Source organism: Neisseria sp. HMSC070A01, from assembly GCF_001810165.1.
GTDB lineage: Bacteria > Pseudomonadota > Gammaproteobacteria > Burkholderiales > Neisseriaceae > Neisseria.
The window spans coordinates 90,331-111,118 of sequence record NZ_KV800123.1 but is presented as its reverse complement, the minus strand read 5'-3'; the positions used below and the strand labels follow the sequence as shown (position 1 = coordinate 111,118).

20 protein-coding genes, 1 tRNA gene and 1 riboswitch are annotated in these 20,788 nt (G+C 46.2%); of the genes, 12 read left to right on the top strand and 9 right to left on the bottom strand.

Annotated elements, in window-relative coordinates; translation table 11 throughout:
• Positions 1 to 47 precede the first annotated feature (47 nt).
• The 7 genes from HMPREF2711_RS06020 to HMPREF2711_RS05990 all read right to left on the bottom strand — a co-directional run bounded on the left by HMPREF2711_RS06020 (position 48) and on the right by HMPREF2711_RS05990 (position 6,930).
• Entirely contained in the window at positions 48 to 668 is a 621-nt protein-coding gene (locus HMPREF2711_RS06020; RefSeq protein ID WP_003748765.1) for a DUF2238 domain-containing protein, read from the bottom strand.
• Positions 669 to 776: 108 nt separating this feature from the next.
• Positions 777 to 1,766: a phosphatidate cytidylyltransferase gene (locus HMPREF2711_RS06015; RefSeq protein WP_003748763.1), complete on the bottom strand. Its 990-nt coding sequence runs from the start codon at positions 1,764 to 1,766 to the stop codon at positions 777 to 779.
• Complete coding sequence (locus tag HMPREF2711_RS06010; RefSeq protein ID WP_003748762.1) at positions 1,763 to 2,470, bottom strand: lysophospholipid acyltransferase family protein; 708 nt, start codon at positions 2,468 to 2,470, stop codon at positions 1,763 to 1,765. The genes HMPREF2711_RS06015 and HMPREF2711_RS06010 overlap by 4 nt, the downstream gene beginning before the upstream one ends.
• 62 nt (positions 2,471 to 2,532) lie before the next feature.
• Positions 2,533 to 2,907 (bottom strand): hypothetical protein, encoded by a 375-nt coding sequence (locus HMPREF2711_RS06005; protein WP_003748759.1) that lies wholly within the window; start codon positions 2,905 to 2,907, stop codon positions 2,533 to 2,535.
• 2 nt (positions 2,908 to 2,909) lie between these two features.
• Positions 2,910 to 4,208: a phosphatase PAP2/dual specificity phosphatase family protein gene (locus tag HMPREF2711_RS06000; protein WP_003748757.1), complete on the bottom strand. Its 1,299-nt coding sequence runs from the start codon at positions 4,206 to 4,208 to the stop codon at positions 2,910 to 2,912.
• A 51-nt stretch (positions 4,209 to 4,259) separates the two neighbouring features.
• On the bottom strand, positions 4,260 to 6,002 hold the full coding sequence (locus tag HMPREF2711_RS05995; protein WP_003748755.1) for a bifunctional alpha/beta hydrolase/class I SAM-dependent methyltransferase: 1,743 nt from the start codon (positions 6,000 to 6,002) through the stop codon (positions 4,260 to 4,262).
• Between the two features lie 157 nt (positions 6,003 to 6,159).
• On the bottom strand, positions 6,160 to 6,930 hold the full coding sequence (locus HMPREF2711_RS05990; RefSeq protein ID WP_003748753.1) for a PP2C family protein-serine/threonine phosphatase: 771 nt from the start codon (positions 6,928 to 6,930) through the stop codon (positions 6,160 to 6,162).
• A 231-nt stretch (positions 6,931 to 7,161) separates the two neighbouring features.
• Between HMPREF2711_RS05990 and HMPREF2711_RS05985 the strand changes: the two genes are divergently transcribed.
• Both HMPREF2711_RS05985 and HMPREF2711_RS05980 read left to right on the top strand, forming a co-directional pair.
• Positions 7,162 to 7,446: a PepSY domain-containing protein gene (locus HMPREF2711_RS05985; protein WP_003748751.1), complete on the top strand. Its 285-nt coding sequence runs from the start codon at positions 7,162 to 7,164 to the stop codon at positions 7,444 to 7,446.
• A gap of 166 nt (positions 7,447 to 7,612) precedes the next feature.
• A complete protein-coding gene (locus tag HMPREF2711_RS05980) occupies positions 7,613 to 9,475 on the top strand; it encodes a Pycsar system effector family protein (protein ID WP_070615814.1) in 1,863 nt (620 codons plus the stop codon).
• 139 nt (positions 9,476 to 9,614) lie between these two features.
• On the opposite strand, the gene HMPREF2711_RS05975 is transcribed toward HMPREF2711_RS05980, so the two are convergent.
• A complete protein-coding gene (locus tag HMPREF2711_RS05975) occupies positions 9,615 to 10,214 on the bottom strand; it encodes a CDP-alcohol phosphatidyltransferase family protein (protein ID WP_070615812.1) in 600 nt (199 codons plus the stop codon).
• Between the two features lie 71 nt (positions 10,215 to 10,285).
• Positions 10,286 to 10,331, top strand: a riboswitch (PreQ1 riboswitch).
• Positions 10,332 to 10,334: 3 nt separating this feature from the next.
• Here HMPREF2711_RS05975 and queC point away from each other — a divergent pair.
• Positions 10,335 to 10,994 carry a 7-cyano-7-deazaguanine synthase QueC gene (queC, locus tag HMPREF2711_RS05970; RefSeq protein ID WP_003748743.1) on the top strand — a complete coding sequence of 220 codons (660 nt, stop codon included), beginning with the start codon at positions 10,335 to 10,337 and terminating at the stop codon, positions 10,992 to 10,994.
• 95 nt (positions 10,995 to 11,089) lie between these two features.
• Here queC and HMPREF2711_RS05965 read toward each other — a convergent pair whose 3' ends face one another.
• Entirely contained in the window at positions 11,090 to 12,151 is a 1,062-nt protein-coding gene (locus HMPREF2711_RS05965; protein WP_070615891.1) for a L,D-transpeptidase, read from the bottom strand.
• Between the two features lie 140 nt (positions 12,152 to 12,291).
• Here HMPREF2711_RS05965 and rlmD point away from each other — a divergent pair, with 140 nt between their 5' ends.
• From rlmD to HMPREF2711_RS05920, 9 genes are all read left to right on the top strand, one after another.
• Positions 12,292 to 13,617, top strand: a complete 1,326-nt coding sequence (rlmD, locus tag HMPREF2711_RS05960) for a 23S rRNA (uracil(1939)-C(5))-methyltransferase RlmD (RefSeq protein ID WP_003748740.1) — start codon at positions 12,292 to 12,294, stop codon at positions 13,615 to 13,617.
• 124 nt (positions 13,618 to 13,741) lie between these two features.
• Positions 13,742 to 15,229, top strand: coding sequence for a hypothetical protein (locus HMPREF2711_RS05955; protein ID WP_003748738.1), 1,488 nt, complete (start codon positions 13,742 to 13,744; stop codon positions 15,227 to 15,229).
• 23 nt (positions 15,230 to 15,252) lie between these two features.
• On the top strand, positions 15,253 to 16,356 hold the full coding sequence (locus HMPREF2711_RS05950) for a response regulator (RefSeq protein WP_003748735.1): 1,104 nt from the start codon (positions 15,253 to 15,255) through the stop codon (positions 16,354 to 16,356).
• 10 nt (positions 16,357 to 16,366) lie between these two features.
• Positions 16,367 to 16,903: a GTP-binding protein gene (locus HMPREF2711_RS05945; protein ID WP_003748733.1), complete on the top strand. Its 537-nt coding sequence runs from the start codon at positions 16,367 to 16,369 to the stop codon at positions 16,901 to 16,903.
• Between the two features lies 1 nt (position 16,904).
• Complete coding sequence (locus HMPREF2711_RS05940) at positions 16,905 to 17,546, top strand: hypothetical protein (protein WP_003748732.1); 642 nt, start codon at positions 16,905 to 16,907, stop codon at positions 17,544 to 17,546.
• Between the two features lie 39 nt (positions 17,547 to 17,585).
• Positions 17,586 to 17,945 carry a roadblock/LC7 domain-containing protein gene (locus HMPREF2711_RS05935; RefSeq protein ID WP_003679682.1) on the top strand — a complete coding sequence of 120 codons (360 nt, stop codon included), beginning with the start codon at positions 17,586 to 17,588 and terminating at the stop codon, positions 17,943 to 17,945.
• Positions 17,946 to 18,043: 98 nt separating this feature from the next.
• Positions 18,044 to 18,119 (top strand) — tRNA-Asn (locus HMPREF2711_RS05930).
• Positions 18,120 to 18,364: 245 nt separating this feature from the next.
• Positions 18,365 to 18,760, top strand: coding sequence for a hypothetical protein (locus tag HMPREF2711_RS05925; RefSeq protein ID WP_036494005.1), 396 nt, complete (start codon positions 18,365 to 18,367; stop codon positions 18,758 to 18,760).
• 455 nt (positions 18,761 to 19,215) lie between these two features.
• Positions 19,216 to 20,775: a TerC family protein gene (locus HMPREF2711_RS05920; RefSeq protein WP_070615810.1), complete on the top strand. Its 1,560-nt coding sequence runs from the start codon at positions 19,216 to 19,218 to the stop codon at positions 20,773 to 20,775.
• Positions 20,776 to 20,788 lie beyond the last annotated feature (13 nt).

Here is a 20,788-nt window from a genome sequence, read left to right as displayed (position 1 = left end):
GTCTGAAAATCTGGTTTCAGACGGCCTTTTGCTTTAAAGGGATGTATTTAAGAGAAACCCAAACGCTTATCGGGTCGGGTAAACACAAAAATAAACAGCGAGGTTAACGCGCCCAAAGTATCGGCAAGCATGTCTTTTTGCGCGTCCCAAATATCGCCTTGAGAACCCAAGAACTCCAGTCCGGCCTCTCCGCCGTCGATAACGGCATATTGCCATTCGATGATTTCATAGGCGGCAGCCACGCTCATGATGAAGAACAGGGAGAAAAACAGAGCCAGCGGCAGATTACACAGCTTGCGGCGCAGCAGCCATTCAGCCATCGGGTAGGCATAAAAGCCGATGATGTAGTGGGCAATACGGTCGTAATGATTGCGGTTTTCGCCCAAAATCGGTTCGACAAAGCGGTTGATGGATTCAAACGGCACATCGGCAAAAGTATAGTATGCGCCGATGGAATGCATAATCAGCCAGAAGCTCATGAATAAGTAGGCCAAGTTGCTGAAGCGGAAAATGCGGTAAGTGGCAACCAGAAGGAAAAATGCGGAGGCTACGGGGATGATTTCGGCGTACCAAACCGCGCGGTCATGGGGATTGATACCTGACCAAACAATGAGGGCGAAGATAAGCGTAGCAAGAAAAATGGGAAAGATTGGAGAGGGTTTATTCATATTGTGTATATGTAATAACAAGAGTTGCGTATTGTATAACGAATCGGCGGATTGGCGGTTTCGGATATTAGAGGCCGTCTGAAAAATAGTTTTCAGACGGCCTGAAGTTTAGCCGTTCCAGAAATAGCGGGTGATGTGGAAAAACACGGGTGCGGCAAAGCAAATCGAATCCACGCGGTCAAGCATGCCGCCGTGGCCGCGTATCATATTGCCCCAGTCTTTGACACCATAATCGCGTTTGATGGCAGACATAACCAGGCCACCAAAGAAGCCCATCAGGCAGACGATAAAGCCGATAACGGCCGCTTGGCCGTGGGAGAACGGCGTGATCGGCGCCATCAACGCGGCAATGGCCGTGGCCGACAAAATACCGCCGACTGTACCGGAAATGGTTTTGGACGGGGAAAGCGAGGGCATGATTTTTGCACCGCCGATCAGTTTGCCCCAAACGTATTGCAACACATCCGATACTTGCACCACGCCAATCAGAAAAATCAGCAACAGGATATTGTTGCCGTTGTCAAAGCCGTCCAAGTCGAGAAACATCAGCGCCGGAACATGGGACAGGCAGAAGATGCAAATCATCGCCATCCATTGTGTTTTGGCGGCGCGTTCCAAAAAGTGCGCGGTTTGGCCGCTGAGGCTGGCAATAATCGGCAGTATCAAAAAGCCGTAAACCGGAATAAAAATGCTGAACATGCCGTACCAGCCGTCATAGACGAAATAGTATTGCACCGGCAGCAGCAGGTAAAAGCAGACCACCATGCTGTAATAGTCGCTGCGGCGGCGATAGACGAGGGTCATGAATTCGCGCAGTGCGGCAAATGAAATCAGGAAAAACAGTACAACCGTTCCGATTTTGCCGAACCAAAACGCACCCAGCAACACCAGCGTCATCAGCCACCATGCGTAAATGCGGGCGTTGAGGTTGGCGATGGTGGCATTATCTGCGCCGTTTTTGCGCTTGAGCCATTGCCCGATGATGCTGGCGAAACACAATACGGCAAATACGCCGACAAAAATATAGCCGGCTTGCGGAGTCAGATGAGCGGCGGTTTGTTCGACGATGATTTGTTGGGAAGTCGTAGAAAGGCTCATGCTTGTCCTCCTTTGTTTTGCTGAACTTCAGATTCATTTTGGCGAAGCTCGCTGCGGTCGTTTTCAGACGGCCTGAGTGCCAGCAATGCCTCACGGCTGCGTGTCAAAAAGCTGTCTTTGTCTTCGTTTTCCTGCAAGGTAAGCGGTTGTCCGATATGGACTTCACACAAAAGCGGGATAGGCAGGATTTTGCCTTTGGGCAACACGCGGCTGATGTTGTCTATCCAAATCGGCACAAATTCGGTATTGGGTTTGCTTTTCGCCAGGTGATAAATGCCGGACTTGAACGGCAGCAGGATGGTGTTGTCGTCAGTGTTACGCGTGCCTTCAGGAAAAATAATCAAGGAGTCGCCCGCGTTCAGCGCGTCTTTCATCTGTTCGGTAATCGCCTGCGGATTATCGCTATGGCGCGGAATCAGCAAGGCATTGAAAACGTTTTGAATGATGAAGCGTTTGAGTTTGCTCGTCAGCCAATAATCCGAACCGGCGACAGGGCGCGTGGACAAACGCCAGCGGCGGGGCAGGGAAATCCACACCAACACAAAATCGCCATGGCTGCCGTGATTGGCGTAATAAACTTTTTGGTGCTGATTGAATGTCAGCTCGCGCGGACTTTTAGGACGTACGCCCGTAAGAAAAGAGACCGACAGACACAAGGCTTGGTCGGTTAGCCAGGCAAGTTGTTTTTTAAGGAGGTTTTTCATTGTTTCTGCCTTTTGGGGTGAGATACCGCTAAGGATTCGATTTGAGTAAATCAGCAAAATAATCAAATGCTTTGGATAAGCAAAATTAAAAATTGGGCGGCGGTCAGGTATAAGCATTTGCGCCATAAGGAAAGTGCGCCGTTTATCCGTTGGGTCAAAGTACGGTTGCCTGAAATTTGGCGCAAACCGTTTTGCTGTAAGGATTGGTCAAAGTCTTCAGGCGAGTAGCGGTTGTCGGCAAAGTCTTGGAACACGCGGCGGTCGAAGTGAATGCGGATATGGCAGTACAACAAAACCGCTGCTAAGACGAGTTGCACCGCAAACCATGTGCCGCCATATTTTGCCGATAAGGCAAGCAGCAGGGCATTGCAGACGGCAATATAATGTGCGGTAGAGAGTAGGTGGGCAGTAATACGGCTATCGGTTGCGTTGTCCATCATTATCCTTGTTTTAAACGGTTGGCCGCAGCTTCGACTGCTTGGGCAGTGGCCGGCGATAATACCATTTGCGGCCGAGCCTGTTTGAGTTCGGCCTTCGCTTGCGCCAAGTCTTTGCAGCCACCATAGACCAGCAGCCACGTCAGCATCACTGCGGCACTTCTTCCATAACCTAAAGCGCAACATACCAATACTTTACCGTGTTTTTGGCGCAAGGTTTCCAATATCAAGGCCGTCTGAACCAAATCGTTTTCAGACGGCGTTGCCATATCCAGTAAAGGCAGAGCGCGATATTCTCCTTGATGGCTACGGCAGGGATATTCGGCGCATACATCCAATACCGCAGGCTGATGGTTTGAAATCCCTAAAACGCTGCCAATCCATACATTATGGTGGACTGGTACCGTTTTCGCTTTACCGCGTAACCAATACGCCATGTTTAGCCGTACGCCCACTAGATAAGGCAATAGTAAAACCGTCGCTGCTGCCGATAATTTACCGTTAGCCTGTTTTTGGAATACGTTTGCATTTCCAGTCAAATAGGCAAAAGCCACCATCAACAAAGACATGCTAATCCATATCAACCACAGCCACGCGCCACCCAGCAGCGCAGGTAAAGCCATCAAACACGCACCAAGTAAATACAGCAGCGCAATCTTTTGTGAGCGTGCATGACTCAAGCCCAGTTTTAGCGGTGAAGCCATCTGACGCGGGAAAGCCCACAACACCAGCCAGCCGAGCAATGCTCCGGTTGGCACGTCAATAAAATGATGTTGATAAGTCGTCAATACCGACAAAGCAATCAGGCTTTGCCATAAGAAAAGCGGCAGGCGGATTTTTGGAAAGCGCGTCCAATAAAACGCACCCACGATAATCGCCAACGCGATATGCAAAGATGGCGCTTGGTTGTACGGCAAATCAAATGCAGCCAATGAATCAAACAGCCAGCCCGACAGCCCATCGGCAGGCGGTTTAGACCACCCGAAACGCAGCGGAAACAGCACGAAGCAAAGAGTCGCAATCAGTTGGGCAGCTACAAGGTGCGCTACATATCGGTTTTGTTCATGTGTATCACGGCAAAGGAAAAATGCCGCGGCATACATCAGGTTTAGCGACCAATAAGGCACAATCGTCCATGCCCAAAACGGAATATTGCGCTCCCATGCAAAAGCGATTTCAGGCACATAGTCCAGCGATGCCGCAAAATGGTTGGACAGGCCGTAGCTGGTGTAGAACAGGATACCGACTGAAATCAGCTTGATTAGGGAGGTTTTGAGGGCGGGTTTCATGGATAGGTACATGGTTTAATAAGGCCGTCTGAAAGTTAAAAATTTGTTCAGACGGCCTATATTTTATTTCTTCACTGCCAAGCTCACGGTGAAAATACCGTCTTCGTCTATCCATTGATGGATTTTTTCAAAACCGGCTTTTTCAACCAGCTGATCCATTTCCTGTTGACTGCGGCGGCGCATTACCCAGTTTGGGCTGCCTGCTTTGTGGCTGGTCAGGGCGCGGGCAATCATTTCCAGTTGCGGATGCCAAGGTTGGCCGGTGTAAATCAGGTAGGCGCCGGTTTCAATGGCTTCGCCGAAGCCGTAGAGTGAGTTCAAAATTAAATCGTTGTCGGCAAACAATTCGTGCAGGCCGGAGACGATGCCCAGCGTTGGACGCGGCTGTAAATCGTGATAATTGGCGCGGTCGTAGGCATTGACTTCATTGAAGGTTACCGTGTTTTGCAAGCCGCGCTCGGCAATCAGTTTGCGTCCGGCTTCGACATTAATCGGGCTGTAATCGCGCAAGCGTACGGAATCAGGCAACGTATCGGTAGTCAGGGCATCCAATACATAGCGGCCATGACCGGATGCAATATCCAAAACGTGTACAGGTTTGCCTGCTTCACGCAGTTTGGCTGAGGCCGTCTGAATGGCTTTGCCGATATTGACTTTGCGTTGGCGGATGCCGCGCCAGCCGATGGCATTGAGATAGTATTTGTCCACCCATACACCGAAAGCGTTGCTGCCTTGCGGTTGATTGCGGTAGACGTAGTCCAGCGTGCTGCCTGAATCAAAACCTGTTTCTTGACCGATTCTCAAGCCTTCACTCCAGCGCGCACCCAGTTTGAGCGAGGCACGATATATTGCCCAAAATGCGCCGCGTGGCGAACAAATAGGCAAAGGCGTAGCCAGTTCGTCAGCTTCGCGGCGGCTGTCGCTGTACAAATGTGCTTGGGTTAAATCAACTGGTTGCAAAGGTTGGTTGAAACGCTCGCGGATAAAACGGCGCATTTCTACAAACGCAATTTCACGGTCTTGCTCGCCTAAAGTATCGTGGTAGAAACCGGGCAGGATATGGCGCTCTTTAATATGGCTGCCCAAACGATTGTAGAAATCGTGTTGCGGTTTGTGATGAACGACCCAATCGCTGCCTGAAATTAACAGTTGTACAGGCGTAGTAATCGCTTGTGCATCGGCAACGACGCGTTCGGCCGCTTCATATAAACCCAGCAGGATGCGCACAGAAATGGCGCGGGTAATCAGCGGGTCATTGTCGTAGCTTTTTTGACGTTCGACATTGTGGGTCAGATAGTGGGCTTTGACGTAGCTGTTGACAAAGAAATTGCCGCGCCATTTTTGCATGAGTTTCAAACCGGTACGGGCAAACGGAACATAGAGTTTGACTTTGAACGCAGGCGAAGCCAATACGGCGCAACGGATTTTCGGTGCGTAATCGTGCAACCAAGTAGAAACCAATACCGCGCCGACACTTTGCGCAATCACGCAGATGTTTTCAGGTTTGATGCCGTATTCGCTTTGAATGTGTCGGATAAAATCATCTACATCAGCAACCGAAGTGCCGATACTCGGACTATCGCCACGTTCACCGGGGCTGTAACCATGACCGCGCGCATCCCAAGCGAAATAGGAAAAATCGTTGAAACCCAGCTCATCCGCCACAAACATCATCCGGCCGGAATGCTCATGTCCGCGATGAAACAGCACAATGGCTTTATCGGAAGAACCATCGGCAGCAGGGCGATAGCGGTAGAAAAGCGAAGTCCCGTCTTGGGTTGAAAAGAATTTTTGCTGTTCGGACATGAGAAACTCCTAATAGTCATATTTTTTGAACAGTATCATGACATATCGAATAAATGCAATGATTATCCGATAGACGGATGAATGCAATGATGGAGAGATATGGTAAAAGATGGTTTCAAATTTCACTTAAAACTGATGACAGTGATTGTTAAAAGAGTTAGATAGAGGGCGTTTGGATAACCTTACAAACTACTACCGACATATCATCATAAACTTTTTGTTTCGCCATTAATTTACGAAATACAGTCAGACGGGACTTATCGTTATCATATTGTTGCCAAATTTTTTCTCTTATTTCTTCTGAAAGAGCGTCACTTAGGCCGTCTGAACAAAGCAGCAGGCTTTCTCCTGCTTTAAGCGTAAGCTCGACATGGCACATTTTGTCTTGGAAATCGGAATAATCTGCTACTAGATAAGAAGAAACACCGCCATATATGGTGGCAAACCCTTCTTCTTTTTTATCCGACAAACCATCCAGCAATTCGGAGAGTATCGAGTGATCTTGGGTCAGTTGCTTCCATTTTCCTTGTGTATCAATCAAATAGGCGCGGCTGTCGCCTACGCTGATGATTTTGGTTTTGCCGGTGGTTTGGTCGATTTCGGCGGCAACAAAAGTGGTTGAGGAACCAAAATAATCCTCTGCCAACTCTTTAGATAAAGCGGTTTGTACATGATTGATGGTTTGACGGCTGAGTTTGGTTGTATGGCTTAATAGGTGCATGGCTAATTTGCTGGCTTTTTCGGGACGATTGCTATTGGAAATGCCGTCGGCTATCCTGATGATAAAGCGTGGACGGGTTTCAAGACGTGTTTCAGCGGTTTTGAGTTTATATTGAAACACTTGCTCGCCGTTAAAAAGGGCATCTTGGTTGTGTTGTTTGTTGCTGCCGATTTGTTGGCAAAAGGTGATTTCGCAAAAGTTGTTCATGGTTTTTCCATTTGTTGGGTGAATATTCGCTGCAGGCTTTTCATTGTTTCTAACTCTCTGGATTTACACTTGAGCAATACGTTTGAAATTTGATGATTAAGGTTAAAGGCTGTCTGAACAGTTTTCAGACGGCCTTTACTGCGTTTAACCAAGCACTAATTAACTGCTAATTTTACTGTGTTTTAATACATCCATCGAAACCCGAATACACATTTGAAAAGGAAATCAAACATGAAAAAATTCTTATTGACCGCCATCGTTGCTTTGTCTGCCGCTACTGCCGGTGCCAGCGATTACATTGAACAAAAAATCTACAGCGACAAAAACTTCGAGCAAAATCGTGCTAAAGCCGTAAAAATATTGGAACAACGTGGCTATCAAGTTCACGATGTTGAAGCCGATAGCCGTCGAGGCCAGCCTGTGTTGGATATCGAGGCTTTTAAAGATGGTCGTGAGTACGACATTGTTTTGTCTTATCCTGATTTGAAAATTATTAAAGAACGCATCGACTATTAATATTTTGATGCAAAGCGGGTTGTCGCAGGACTTTGGGGTTCTGCGGCAGTTTGCTATTTAGGTATTTAAAGAATGTAAGCGGCATGTAAATTACCTAAAATAAATGAACTAAATATGCTTTTTATTTTCCATTTAATTCAAAGTGTTTGATGTTGGGAGTCATGATATGGATTTGAATGATTGGAAGGAAGACGGCCGGCAGAAGCAGATGGGCGACCAAGGCAGACCTTTAAACGGCGGTATATCTGCCGATTCCCAACAGGACGTTGATTTTTGGGATCGCGATCGAAACAATACTGTTGAAAACGAAGTTGGTGTTGCGGCTGAAGCGGTAGAAATTCAGGAGGCGGTAGAAGGTCAGGAAGCAGTTGAACATCCTGAGATGCCGTCTGAAAAAAGTGAAAAGAAAGCCAAACGCAAAAAAGACAAGGCGAAAAAGAAAAAAAATAAAGCCGAAGATTTGAATGCGCCTGATTTGTTGGGTACGAATAAGGGCGTGGAAACCATGTTCCGCAATGCCGTACGCTCGGAGATGGAATTGTTGGCGCTGGCGGCAACCAAAGCGAATATTATGATTTCGCTGAATGGTTTTATCGTGTCTGCACTGATGATTTCGGGTGCGTTTATTTTTTCATCGTCGCCCGAATTTCTGATTCCGGCCAGTACGTTTATGATTACTGCCGCCGCGTCTATCGTGTTTGCATTGCTTTCTGCTTCGCCGGAACGTATCGGCAAAATGCAGGCGGCGCGGACATGGTTTAAGGATTTTATCCGCGGCCGTTCTAAGCTGAAGGATTTGAAAACCCGTCTCAGCAGTACCGAAACGCGCTTTTTTGGCGGCAGCCAACCCAATATTTTGATTTATGAAGACCGTGTGAAACTGCAAAAAGATCAATATTGGGAAATGATGCAGGAGATTATGGGCGACCGTAAACAAATCTATGAAAAGATGAGCGACCATCTTTATTGGCTTGGTTTGTTGGCGGACAAACAGTTCAAATACATCAATTTGTCTTACGCGGTATTCCGCTGGGGCTTGCTGGCTTCACTGGTGGCATTTATCGGCGTGAAAACATTGCCGTCATTGCTGATACCGCCGGCCAACAATGCGGCAGAGCTGCGTTCGCTGGGAATCAATATGTTTAACGGTGTGTATGAGCCTTCCGCCGTACAACAGCTTCTGGACGGCAATTTGTTGATTGCGGAAGACGAACCCAACCATGCGTTCAGTATTGTCAGCATTGATAAAACCGGCAGGTTTGTGGAAGACGAGGCATTGGATACGCGCGTGATTACCGGTTTCAAACGCCGTCTCAGCGACTTGGAGGCTCTGGCGCGCGATGATGAAGGCTTTATCTACGCGCTGACTTCACATTCGCGCACCCGTAAAGGCAACCGTTCGCCCGACCGCGAACACCTGATGCGCTTTAAAATCCAAGACGGCAATGTGTTGGGGCTGACCAGTTACGACAATTTGACGCAGGTTTTGGAAACCGATCATAAGCTGCATGATTTGATTCGCGAGCGAACCAAGGCTGAAGTTTCTTTTGAAGAAATCAATATTGAGGGCATGGCGTTTGATCCGGTGAAAAAACGTCTCGTTTTGGGATTTCGTGATCCTGAGTTCAACAACATGGCTTTGGTCGCGTTTATCAGCAATCCGAAAGATGTATTTGAGCGCAACGCCAAACCTGAATTTGATGAAGTGGCGGTGATTGATATTGATGGCGGCGGTATCCGTTCCCTCAACTATGATCCTGTGTTGAAAACCTATGTGATTGCCAATGAAGTGAAGGATGAGAATGGACAGAAATTCTCGCAACTGTGGACTTGGAGCGGTAATCCGACCGATGAACCGCAAAAAATCTCTCTGCCTAATCTGCAACACATCACCAACGTTGAAGCCGTCGATTCGATTACCGTTAACGGCAAGCCGCAGATGATTTTGATGGGCGACGAAGGCAATGCTTCACAGAAAATTACTGCCAAGTATATGTTGGTAGATTACAGTCAACTGGGTAAACAGTAAGTTATCTTGGCTGACGGATAAAAGGCCGTCTGAAACCGATAGTTTATGGTTTCAGACGGCCTTCTTGTTTTCAGTAAAACAGGTTGATGGGTTTAAATACTCCAATCAATGATGATTAACCCAAGAACGTGGATAAATTTCAGACGGCCTTCAAGCCATTGATGACACGTTTGTAGCAGGTATAAACCAATGCCGCGCAGGCGAGCCACATAAGGATATAGAAAAGAGAATGGAAGCTGCCGGCGACTGCATACCATACGGCCAATGCGCCGATAAAGAATGCACGGTCGCTTTTGCCGAATGGCCCGTCATAACGCCGGCCGTTGCCGTGGATTTGCCCCAAAACGCCGCAAAACTCAGTCATTGCCGCCAGCCAAATAAACAGGGCAATTTGCACACCGCCGAAGGGCGCGATAAAGGCAAAAGGCAGATACAAAGCAGCATCGGCGACAATGTCGGTGATTTCATTCAAATAGCCGCCCAATGCCGATTGTTGACCGAACTCCCGTGCCAGCATACCGTCCATCGCATTCAGCGCCATGCGGACAAACAACCAGATCGGCAAAAGCCAGAATAATGTGGATACACCTGCAAACAATGCTAAAAGCAAACCGATCAAAATGGAAACGGTGCAGGCAAACAGGGTAACCTGATTGGCAGTAATGCCTTTTTGATACAGTCGCTTAACAATGGGGCGCAACAGGTTTTGAAATTTTGGTTTCAGGGCGTAGATGCTCATGATTATGCTATATAAAAGAAAATGAAGTGCCGTGATTATAGACGAAATCCGTTATAATCCGTCAATCTTCGAATCACGCGGTTCGCAAACCTCCCGCGTTAACAAAACTAGGAATTTACTATGGAAAAACAGCAGGCCCTCGTTATTTTTTCGGGCGGGCAGGATTCAACAACCTGCCTGATTCAGGCAATTCAAACCTATGGCCTTGAAAATGTGCAGGCCATCACTTTTCAATATGGACAACGCCACGCCATCGAATTGGAGCGCGCGCGTTGGATTGCCCAAGATTTGGGCGTGAAGCAGACCGTGCTCGATTTGAGCCTAATGCAACAGATTACGCATAACGCCTTGATGGATGATACGGCGGCGATTGAAACGGCTTCAGACGGCCTGCCCAATACATTTGTAGATGGGCGCAATGCTTTGTTTTTGCTTTATGCCGCCATTTACGCCAAAGGGCAGGGGATACGCCATATCATTGCCGGCGTGTGCGAAACCGACTTTTCCGGTTATCCCGACTGTCGCGATGTGTTCGTCAAGTCGATGAATGTTACGCTGAATCTGGCCATGGATTACGCTTTTCAAATCCACACGCCCTTGATGTATTTAACCAAAGCGCAAACTTGGGCATTGGCGGATGAAATGGGTGTGTTGGATTATATTCGCGAGCATACGCATACTTGTTATAACGGCGTGGTCGGCGGTTGTCATGAATGCCCGAGCTGTATTTTGCGCGAGCGCGGCTTGTCAGAATATTTGGAAAGCAAAAAGGCCGTCTGAATTAAGAGGGGCATCTATTTCCAATATCCAATTATACGAAAAGGCCGTCTGAACAATTCGTTTCAGACGGCCTTTGGTTATGTGTTTTGTTCTGCTTAGAACAGCAAATCTTCCGGTTCGCTGCTTGCCGGAGCCTCTTTCACAGGCGCAGAGGCCGGGGCAGTAGCCGGTTCGGAAGCGGCTTTAGGCTCCGAAGCAGGCGTCTCGGCAGGAGTGGTTGCCGGTTTGGCAGCTGGTTTTGCCGGTTTCACCGGAGTCGGACGAACGCTTTGTTTCGGTTCGGATGCTGCTTTGTTTGTATCGTCGGTAGCATCGACTTCGATTTCAGTGCCTTGAGGCAATACCACATCTTTAGCAGGAGCCGGTTTCGGCATGACTTTGGGTTTGCTGTAAGCATCCGTGCCGCTGGTCCATGCCAAAGATTTTAAAGGCGATTTGAGTTTCACGCCTTTGGCGCAGGTCAGACAGTTTGCCGCACCGGTGCGTCCTTTCAGGATTGCATCCACACGTGCGGCAGGAATGGTTTTGCCGTGCGCTTTTGCCCAAGCGGCAATGCTTTTTTTCAGGGCAGCCGTATCAAGGTTTTTCTTGTCGTACGGGTCGCGATAGGCAGCCAGCCACAAGTTTTGGTTGGCATCTTCGTTCAGGCTTGCCATTTGGTAGATAACGGAGGCAGGAGCACCTGTTGCGATGGTTTTGGCAAATTCCAATGCGTCAGGCGATTTCATGCGCACGCAACCATGGCTGCGGACGCCGGGTACGCTGGCAGGGGCATTGGTGCCGTGAATGCCCAGGCTCAATTTAGGGTCGCCAAGGCGGACAAATACGGGGCCCAGCGGGTTATTTGGGCCGGCCGGTACGCTTTTTACGCCGTCATTGCGTTCTTTTTGGATGGATTTAGGGATGTGCCAAACCGGGTTGTAGGCTTTGGCGCCGATTTTGTGTTCGCCCAGAGTGGTTTGGGTCATGGCTTTGCCGACGGCAACAGGATAAATTTTGCTCAGTTTGCCGTTGTCGTAGAGGAACAAACGCTGTTGCGTAATATTGATAACGACGTGTTGTCCGGAAGAGGCGGGAGAGACGTCTGGAATAAGTGTGTTTGCAGCAGCGGCCGAGGTCAGAAGGGCGGCTGTCAGGCCAAGGAATAATTTTTTCATGTCGTCTTTTTTTTGTAGGGATTGAAATGAAAGTTTTTGGCGCATGATACCTGAAACTCTGTGTTTTTGTGAGAAAATATGCGCTTTCGGTATTGGAAAGCAGTCAGACGGCCGGTAAGAGGCTGTCTGACGGAAACGGTATGAGTGTGAAAGAACGGTATCAAGAGGCGGAAGTTTTTTCTTTGGATTATGAGGGCAGGGGTGTTGCCAGAGTCGATGGGAAGACTGTATTCATCGGCGGTGCGCTGCCCGGAGAGCGTGTAACGTTTGCCATTCATAAAGAAAAAAAGCAGTTTGCAGAAGCTCAGGTCGAAACGGTTTTAAAACCTTCTTCCGAACGCGTTGAGCCAGCTTGTTGCTATTTTGATACATGTGGAGGTTGTTCGCTCCAACATGTTTCCTTTGGTGCGCAAGTTGCATTAAAGCAACGGATTTTAGAAGAACAATTGGAGCGGATAGGTAAGGTCAAACCGGAGATAATTTTGCCTCCTTTATATGGTTTCTCCTGGTATTATCGCGATAGGGCACGTTTAAGTGTTGCAGTGGATAACAAAGGCCGTCTGAAACTCGGTTTTCAGGCTAAAAAAAGCCATGATGTCGTCAATATCCGCCATTGTTCTATTTTGCCTAAACATGTTTCCGATAAATTGCCTGATGTCCGAAATTTGCTGCAAAAGCTGCATGATGACGGTGTAAAAGTGAAATTTGTTGAGTTTTATTGCGGGAGAAATGTGACCGTACTCAACATTCGTTTCGTAAATCAACCGTTTGGACAAATATTAAGCGAATTGCGTAATTGGTTTGATAAGATATTGTCGGGTGCTGAAAAAGCATGGCAAATATGGCTGCAGGATCATGTCGAGTCCTTGCCGTTTTATCCCGAGAATGCGCCTGCTCTGAACTATAATTTTGCTCAATTTGACGTGGAAATGCCTTACAAACCGGGTGATTTTACGCAGATTAATGCGCAATTGAACGAAGTGATGGTGGCAAGGGCGGTCAGGCTTTTAAACCCTCAAAAAGGGGAGCGGATTGCCGATTTGTTTTGCGGTTTGGGCAATTTCAGTTTGCCGCTGGCGAAAAGTGGCGCATCGGTTGTCGGTATTGAAGGCGCCGATTATTTGGTCGATAGGGCAAGGGAAAATGCCCGCCTGAATCGTTGTGCCGAGAATATGACGTTTTCTGTTGCCGACTTGTTCGATACCGATGAAAAAACTGTTGAGTCATGGGGAAAATTTGACAAGATGCTGCTGGATCCGCCGAGAAGCGGGGCTTATGCTGTTGTCAAATCGCTACATAAACCGTTTTTGCCCCAAAAGATAGTATATGTTTCATGCAATCCATCAACATTTGCACGGGATGCCGGTGTCTTGGTGGATAAGGGCTATAAGTTTAAGGCGGCAGGAATCATGAATATGTTTGCACAAACCTCGCATGTTGAATCCATCGGTGTGTTTGAGTTGTAAATTGGTATCAAGTCCTTTATGTGAGTAGGGTTTTTAATGTAAAAATGAGTGCATTCATGTTATCATCATTCGTTTGGGGAATTCATAACGTTGAAGTTGCGTGTAAAGCAACAGATGTTAATAAATGCAGTTTGCAGCACAAGACCGGGAGGTGTTCTTGAACTATCAACTTTTAACTATTTTTTTGCTGGTGCTTTTTTTGCTGGTGTTGTTTTTTGTTCGTCATAAACAAAGTAGCGAACAAAGAGGCAACTCAGGCAAGCAAAGCACACATGCATCAAAAGGCGGCCATAAATCTGCCGCTCATACAGCCTCCTCTGAGGATGGAAACGACTGGATTGAGAAAGTCAATCAGACAGTTTCCAATGTGGATAATCAAGATTGGGAATGGGGCGGAAGCGGCTCAAGCAATGCTACGGCTTCTGTTTCTGCACAAGAAGTCGATCCATTGACCGAATACCAGGTTTATAAACAATTCGGTTATGAGAGTAAGGCTGCAGAGTCTTTGGCCGGTTATCTCAATACCTTGGAAGACGGTGCGCCGGAAAAACTGGTTCATGAATTAATCGGTTTGAATCTGCGCGTCGGCAATATCGACATGCTCGCAGATACGCTTGAGCGCCATAGTGCTTCCCTTTCTGAAGACAGTGTTGCCGAATACTTGAAAGCCGGTCTGGCTTTGGATTCAACCAACCTGCGCTTGCGCGTTTTTGCCGAACATCATCTCGGTTGGAATATGCAGGAAGTGGATCGTCAAATTGGCGAACAAAGCGGTTTGGAAGTTGCTTCCGATGAGCATATTGCCTTTGAGAACGATTCGGCCGAACGCATTGTCATGCCAGGTATGGGCAAACGCGCGCCTATCGTATTAGGCAAGAAAGACTTTGGCGAAATCAGCCCTGAAGAGATGGGTGCGGTGATTGGTTTTGCCAAGCCGGAGCGTAGTGCAAAAATCCTGAAAAACAAGATTAGTTACGAGACTGCTTTGCATCAATACAACAAAGCAATCCAAACTTCTGCGAAACCTGCTGGTCTCATTATCGATGCCTTGCGTCTGGATTATCAGAATGAAGAAGTAGGGCAGTTTGCCAAGCATCTGTGGAAGCTTTACCACTCTTTGGGCCAATATGGCCGTCAAGTAAAAGAACGTATGCTTGGTTGGGGTTATAGCCTTGGTTATCACGAAATTTTTGATGATTTGGAAAAAGGGCCGTCTGAACAGCAAATTAAAGAGATTGGTTTGAAGCGCGGTTATATTCAGCCAAGTTCTTTGCAGATGAAAGCCAAATATCGCGATTTGGTTCAAAAAGATTCTTCTGTCATCAGTGCAAGCTCTTCACCTGCTGATGAAGCTCTGAAAGAAGTGGAATCTCTGTTGGCTTACGGTCAGTTGGATTTGGCTATCAGCACTCTGGAACAAGCTGTTTTACAGTATCCTCAAGAATCGCAGCTGTACATCATCTTGTTTGATTTGTACGAACGCGTCGAAGACTGGGGACGTTTAGAACAATTCCTGCGCCTGTTGCGCGAGCGTGTTGTCAGCCTGCCTGAAGAGGTTGTCTTGGCAATGAGCCGTCTCTTGCAACGAATGAACCAATATTCAAAAAAATAAGATAATCGTAGAAAGTACGAGTAATGAATAATCATTTACCAAAAATTAAAACCATACGGGTTATGTTACAGGAGATGGGTGAGCAACAGCAGGCGGTATTCCGTATGGCATTTAAAATGCACAATACGACGAATTACGTCATCGTTTCTCCTGATTCTGATGAAAAACCGGATTTGGTATTGGTTGATACCGATACGCCGGCAGGTGTAGAAGCTTGGAAAGAGTCGAAGAAAACTTATCCGGAAGTACCTGTGGCGATGTTTTCTTCCGAGTTGCCAACCGTAACGACTCCTTATTTGGCCAAGCCGGTTAAATTCGATACCTTGTTTCCTGTTTTGCGCAGCCTGGCTCAGGGCGGGAATGTTTTTGAGCCGTCTGAACAACAAGCGGCTGAAGAGAATAAAGGACAATCAAATTCTGATGGCGCAAGAAAAGCCACCATTCGCCGATTTAATCCAAATAAAGGCTTGTTGGGTGCGTTGAAATTTGCCAGTCAAGGACACCAAGATATTGCCGTCTTGCATGAAGGCAAGCCGATATTGATCGTGTTTCCTAGTATCCAGCGAGTACTGTTGACAGTCAGCGCCAATGAGTTGGAGAAATTGTGTAAGAACGATAACTTGGCTGTCGTGTGTAAGGCCGTTCCTGATAATCCTCAATGGAAAGAAAAAGCCAAAGTTACCATTATGTCATGCTTGTGGCAAATGGCTATTTGGACTGCATCAGGCCGTCTGATTTATCCGATGACGCCGCAAACTGTCTTTACACTCAAGCGTTGGCCAAACTTAACCCGTTTGGCGCATGTTCCGGAATCTATGCGTTTGTCGGCATTTCTGACGAAAACATCCGTTAATCTGAATGTTCTCTATAAAGTCATGCCATTAGAGATGCCTGATATTTTGAATTATTTATCGGCAACATATATAACAGGCTTTTTGGCGACAGATACAGAGTTTGCAACAGATGCGAACAATACGCCTTCCTTGAATGAACAGATTGATGTGAATAGCAAAGACGTACCTGAAACAGCAATGAGCAAAGAGGCTCAAAAAGTTGCCGGTCCGTCTAAAGAACAACCTCGCGGCCTGTTGCAACGCCTGATGCGTAAGTTGCTGGGTAAATCGTAAAGGACACGTCATGAAAGAAAATAAAATTATCTTTACCGGTCCTGTTGGCGTAGGTAAAACCACTGCAATTTCAGCTTTATCTGATGAACCGCCAGTTCAAACCGATGCATCCGCATCCGATATGACACTTGTCCGCAAGGGGTACACGACTGTGGCAATGGACTACGGTGTCATTCATTTGGATGAGGAAACCAAGGTTCACCTTTACGGTACGCCTGGTCAGGAGCGTTTTAATTTTATGTGGGAAATTCTGAGCCAAGGCAGTATGGGCTTGGTGCTTCTTTTAGATAATACAAGAAGCAACCCATTGAAAGATTTGCAATTCTTCTTGGATGCGTTCCGAGAGTTGCTAAAAAAAGCGCCTTTGGTTGTAGGGGTAACGAAGATGGATATCCGCTCCTTGCCAAGCGTAGATGTTTATCAAAAATATTTAGCACAGAATAATTTTAATGTACCGGTTTTTGAGATTGATGCACGTCGAGAAGACGATGTAAAACAATTGGTTACTGCCATGTTGTTCTCAATTGACCCCGGATTAGAGGTATAAGATGGAAGCGACACTCTCTTTACAATCAAATTTATATCCTAAGATTACACCGGCAGGTGCGTATTATGCCGTTTCAAGCGATACGCCTAGTGCCAGCAGAACTTTATTGTATGGTTTGTTACGCGCAGAGCCGTCTGAAACCATCAGCAGTGAAAAACTTTTGGCGTGGGCAGACACCAGCGATATCAATACCGCTTTAAACCTATTGTATCGCCTCCAACGCTTGGAGTTTTTGTACGGTGACGAGGAAATCAGCACAGAGGACATCCATCTGACTGACGAACAATTACCGACATTATTGGAACAGTTGTCTAATTCTGGCAAAGCTTTGTTGGCTGATGAAAACGGCTTGTATTTTGCCAATGCCAATTTCCATCACGAGGCTGCGGAAGAATTGGGCCTTTTGGCGAGCGAAGTGGCCAAAATGGAAGACAATCACCGTCTTTTGATTCGCAATAACCTGCATATCAATAATAGCGCATGGGGTATTTGTGATCCTTCAGGCCAAAGTGAATTGACCTTTTTCCCTCTGTATATTGGCATGACCAAACTGATTTTGGTAATTGGCGGCATGCCTGACTTAAATAAAGAGGCTTTTGTTACTTTGGTTAAAGTGCTGTACCACCGATACGGCAGCCGTTGATTTTTGCCTGACCGATATTTATTTTAGAATGGAGCGACTATGCAACAACTATTAATCTCTGTATTAAGCGATTTGAACAATACCTCTGCGGATATCACTGCTTCTGCAGTTATTTCTACAGACGGCCTGCCAATCGCAACCATGCTGCCTTCGCATTTGAATGCAGACCGTGTGGGTGCGATGTCGGCAACGCTTTTGGCGTTGGGTAATCGTTCCGTACACGAGTTGGCTTGCGGTGAGTTGGATCAGGTAATGGTTAAAGGTAAAAATGGCTATATTCTGCTGAGTCAGGCAGGTGAAAATGCAGTGTTGGCATTGATGGCAAAAGAAAGCGGTAAATTGGGTTTGATTTTGTTGGATGCGAAACGTGCGGCCAAACAAATTGCTGAAATCTTATAAAAGTTTTATAAATTAAAAAGATATAAAAATATTTTTGTTTTTATATAGATTGTTGCTTGACAGGTTTCTGATATTTTCTATATAATCTCATCTTTAATTCCCCGATAGCTCAGTCGGTAGAGCGACGGACTGTTAATCCGCAGGTCCCTGGTTCGAGCCCAGGTCGGGGAGCCAGATTTGAAAACCACCATCTTGTATGGTGGTTTTTGTTTTATCTATTGGTTAATATTTTAAGATATTTTGATGATAATTGATTAAATGATTACACTTAATTCATCAGCCTTTATAGGAACAAATCATCAAGGTTACATCACAACCATCCATGTGAAAAGTGGAAAAGACTTTTGGAGATCTATAAATCGTAGCAATCCAAAAGATAAAACAATTTATGAAGTAAAATAATTTATGAAAGGTTAAAAATGATTTACTCAGCAAAGCTAAAAAAAATGGATGAAATAATTGAGGAATTTGCATATTTTTCTATAGAAAATAACGACCTATATTGTTTCCTCGATTATTGTCCAATGGCTATTGAAGTAAATAAAGTTTACAATGTGGAACTTGACTATTTCATTGTTGATAAGTTTATATTGGAAGAGGTTAATACAGATGAATCTGTTATTATTCCTTTTGAAAGAATAGGTGATAGTGCACAATATAAGATAACAGGTAGGCTAGATGGCAATACATTTACAGCTGGAAATATTTGCTTTGTAGATGATGCTCTTCAATTAAAATATTCTTATTTAGATGGCAGATTAATTACTTTAACTGTATGGAGATTAAATATATCCGTAATTTCTGAAAGAATATAATTGTTATATTTTCTAAGAAAATTATTGTCTATATAAACCGTGCCGTCTGAAAAAATCCCAATTTTTTAGACGGTTTGAGACCTTGGTAAAAAAAAAATAAATTTTCACTCAGGCATTTAGGGGATTTCTTATAAGAATCTTCTTTCAGCAAACCGAACAAACCATAATCACCAAATATATCGACCGATTCCTTTTGTTAACGCTGGAGAAAGTGATTTGTTGGCAGCTGTAGGCTGTTTTTAAAAGAAAATATGCTGTCGGACTTTGCCTTTCTTTCGTCAAACTGATAAACTGTTTGCCATTATTTTTGACCGGGGCATAAATTTTTCATGAAAGACGCAGAGCAGAGTAGTTGTTATACCGCTTCTTTCCCTTTATTTATGCCCGAAATTTGGCAGTCTGTCCGTTTTAAGCGGAACGGCTGCCTTTTTGTATTTTAAAGGAACGCAATCATTATGGATTTCAGTTGGTTGGCCGAGCCGCATACTTGGATAGGCTTTGCCACGCTTCTGGTTTTGGAAGTTGTTTTAGGTATTGATAACCTTGTTTTCGTAGCGATTTTGGCAAACAAGGTCAAACCGTCGCAACGGGATAGGGCGCGGATAACGGGCTTGGGTTTGGCTGTCGTTATTCGGATTTTCATGTTGGGCTTCATGGCGCACATCATGACGCTGACACGGCCTTTGTTTGAGTTAGGCGGCTTGGAGATTTCCGGCAAAGACATGATTATGTTTGCCGGCGGTATTTTCCTGCTTTATAAAGCGACTACCGAGCTGCACGAGCGCCTTGAAGGCCGCAATCAATTTGCTGTTGCTGAAGGGCAGAAGAAGCATTCTTCCTTTTGGGGCGTTGTGGCGCAAATCTTGATTTTGGATGCGGTTTTTTCTATCGATTCTGTTATTACGGCAGTGGCGATGGTGGATCATATTGTGGTGGCAATGGGTGCAGTGGTTGTGGCGATGACGGTGATGATTTCTGCCAGCAAACTGTTGACTGCCTTTGTGGACAAGCATCCGACCGTTGTGATGTTGTGTTTGGGTTTCTTGTTGATGATTGGTTTCAGCCTGATTGCGGAAGCCTTCCATTTCCATATTCCGAAAGGCTATTTGTATGCGGCGATCGGCTTCTCGATTTTGATCGAACTGTTTAATCAGGTTTCGCAAAAGAATGCCCGCAAAAATGACTACATCAGTACCTCTTGGCGTAAGCGCACCGCTGAAAATGTGTTGGGCATGATGGGTATCCGCGAAAGCATTTTGGCAAAAGCAGGCGATAATGGCGGCGATGACGAGCATTTTGAAGAAAACGAAAAATCCATGATTCGCAGCGTGCTGACTTTGGCGGAGCGTCCGATTATGGGTGTGATGATTCCGCGTCGGGAAATCGAGAAATTGGATATTTCCCAAAGTCGGGAAGAACAAAATGCGCAGTTGAAAAATACGCCGTATAGCCGTTTGTTGGTTGTCGGTAAGGCAGGTGTAGATGAGCCTTTGGGCTATATCAGTAAAAAAGATTTGCTGAACCAGCTGCTTGAATCGGGAGAAATCAATATTCAGACGGCCTTGCGCCAGCCGTTGATTTTGCCGGACAGTACGACGGCGTTGAATGCGATTGAATTGTTCCGTCAAAGCAGCGCGGATTATGCCTTGGTGGTGGATGAATTTGGCGCGGTGTTGGGTATGGTGACCATGAAAGATTTGTTGGAAACCATTGCCGGTGAATTCCCCGAGGAATTCGAGCGTGAGGAAGAAGAGGCTGCTCCAGCCAGTCAGGATGAAACGCTGTCTGTGGATGGTGCATTGGAGTATGTGGAATTGGCTTCTCAATTAAGTCTGCCTGCCCAAGAGGAAGACGCTGACTTTCATACCGTTGCCGGCTTAATTATGGAAGAGTTGCAAAGTATTCCTGATGTAGGCGATTTTATCAATTATCACGGTTGGCGTTTTGAAGTGGTCGAGAAGGACGGACAACGGATTGCCCGTGTGAAAATCAACCGTTTGCCGGAAGAAGAATAAGTAGAGGCTAATT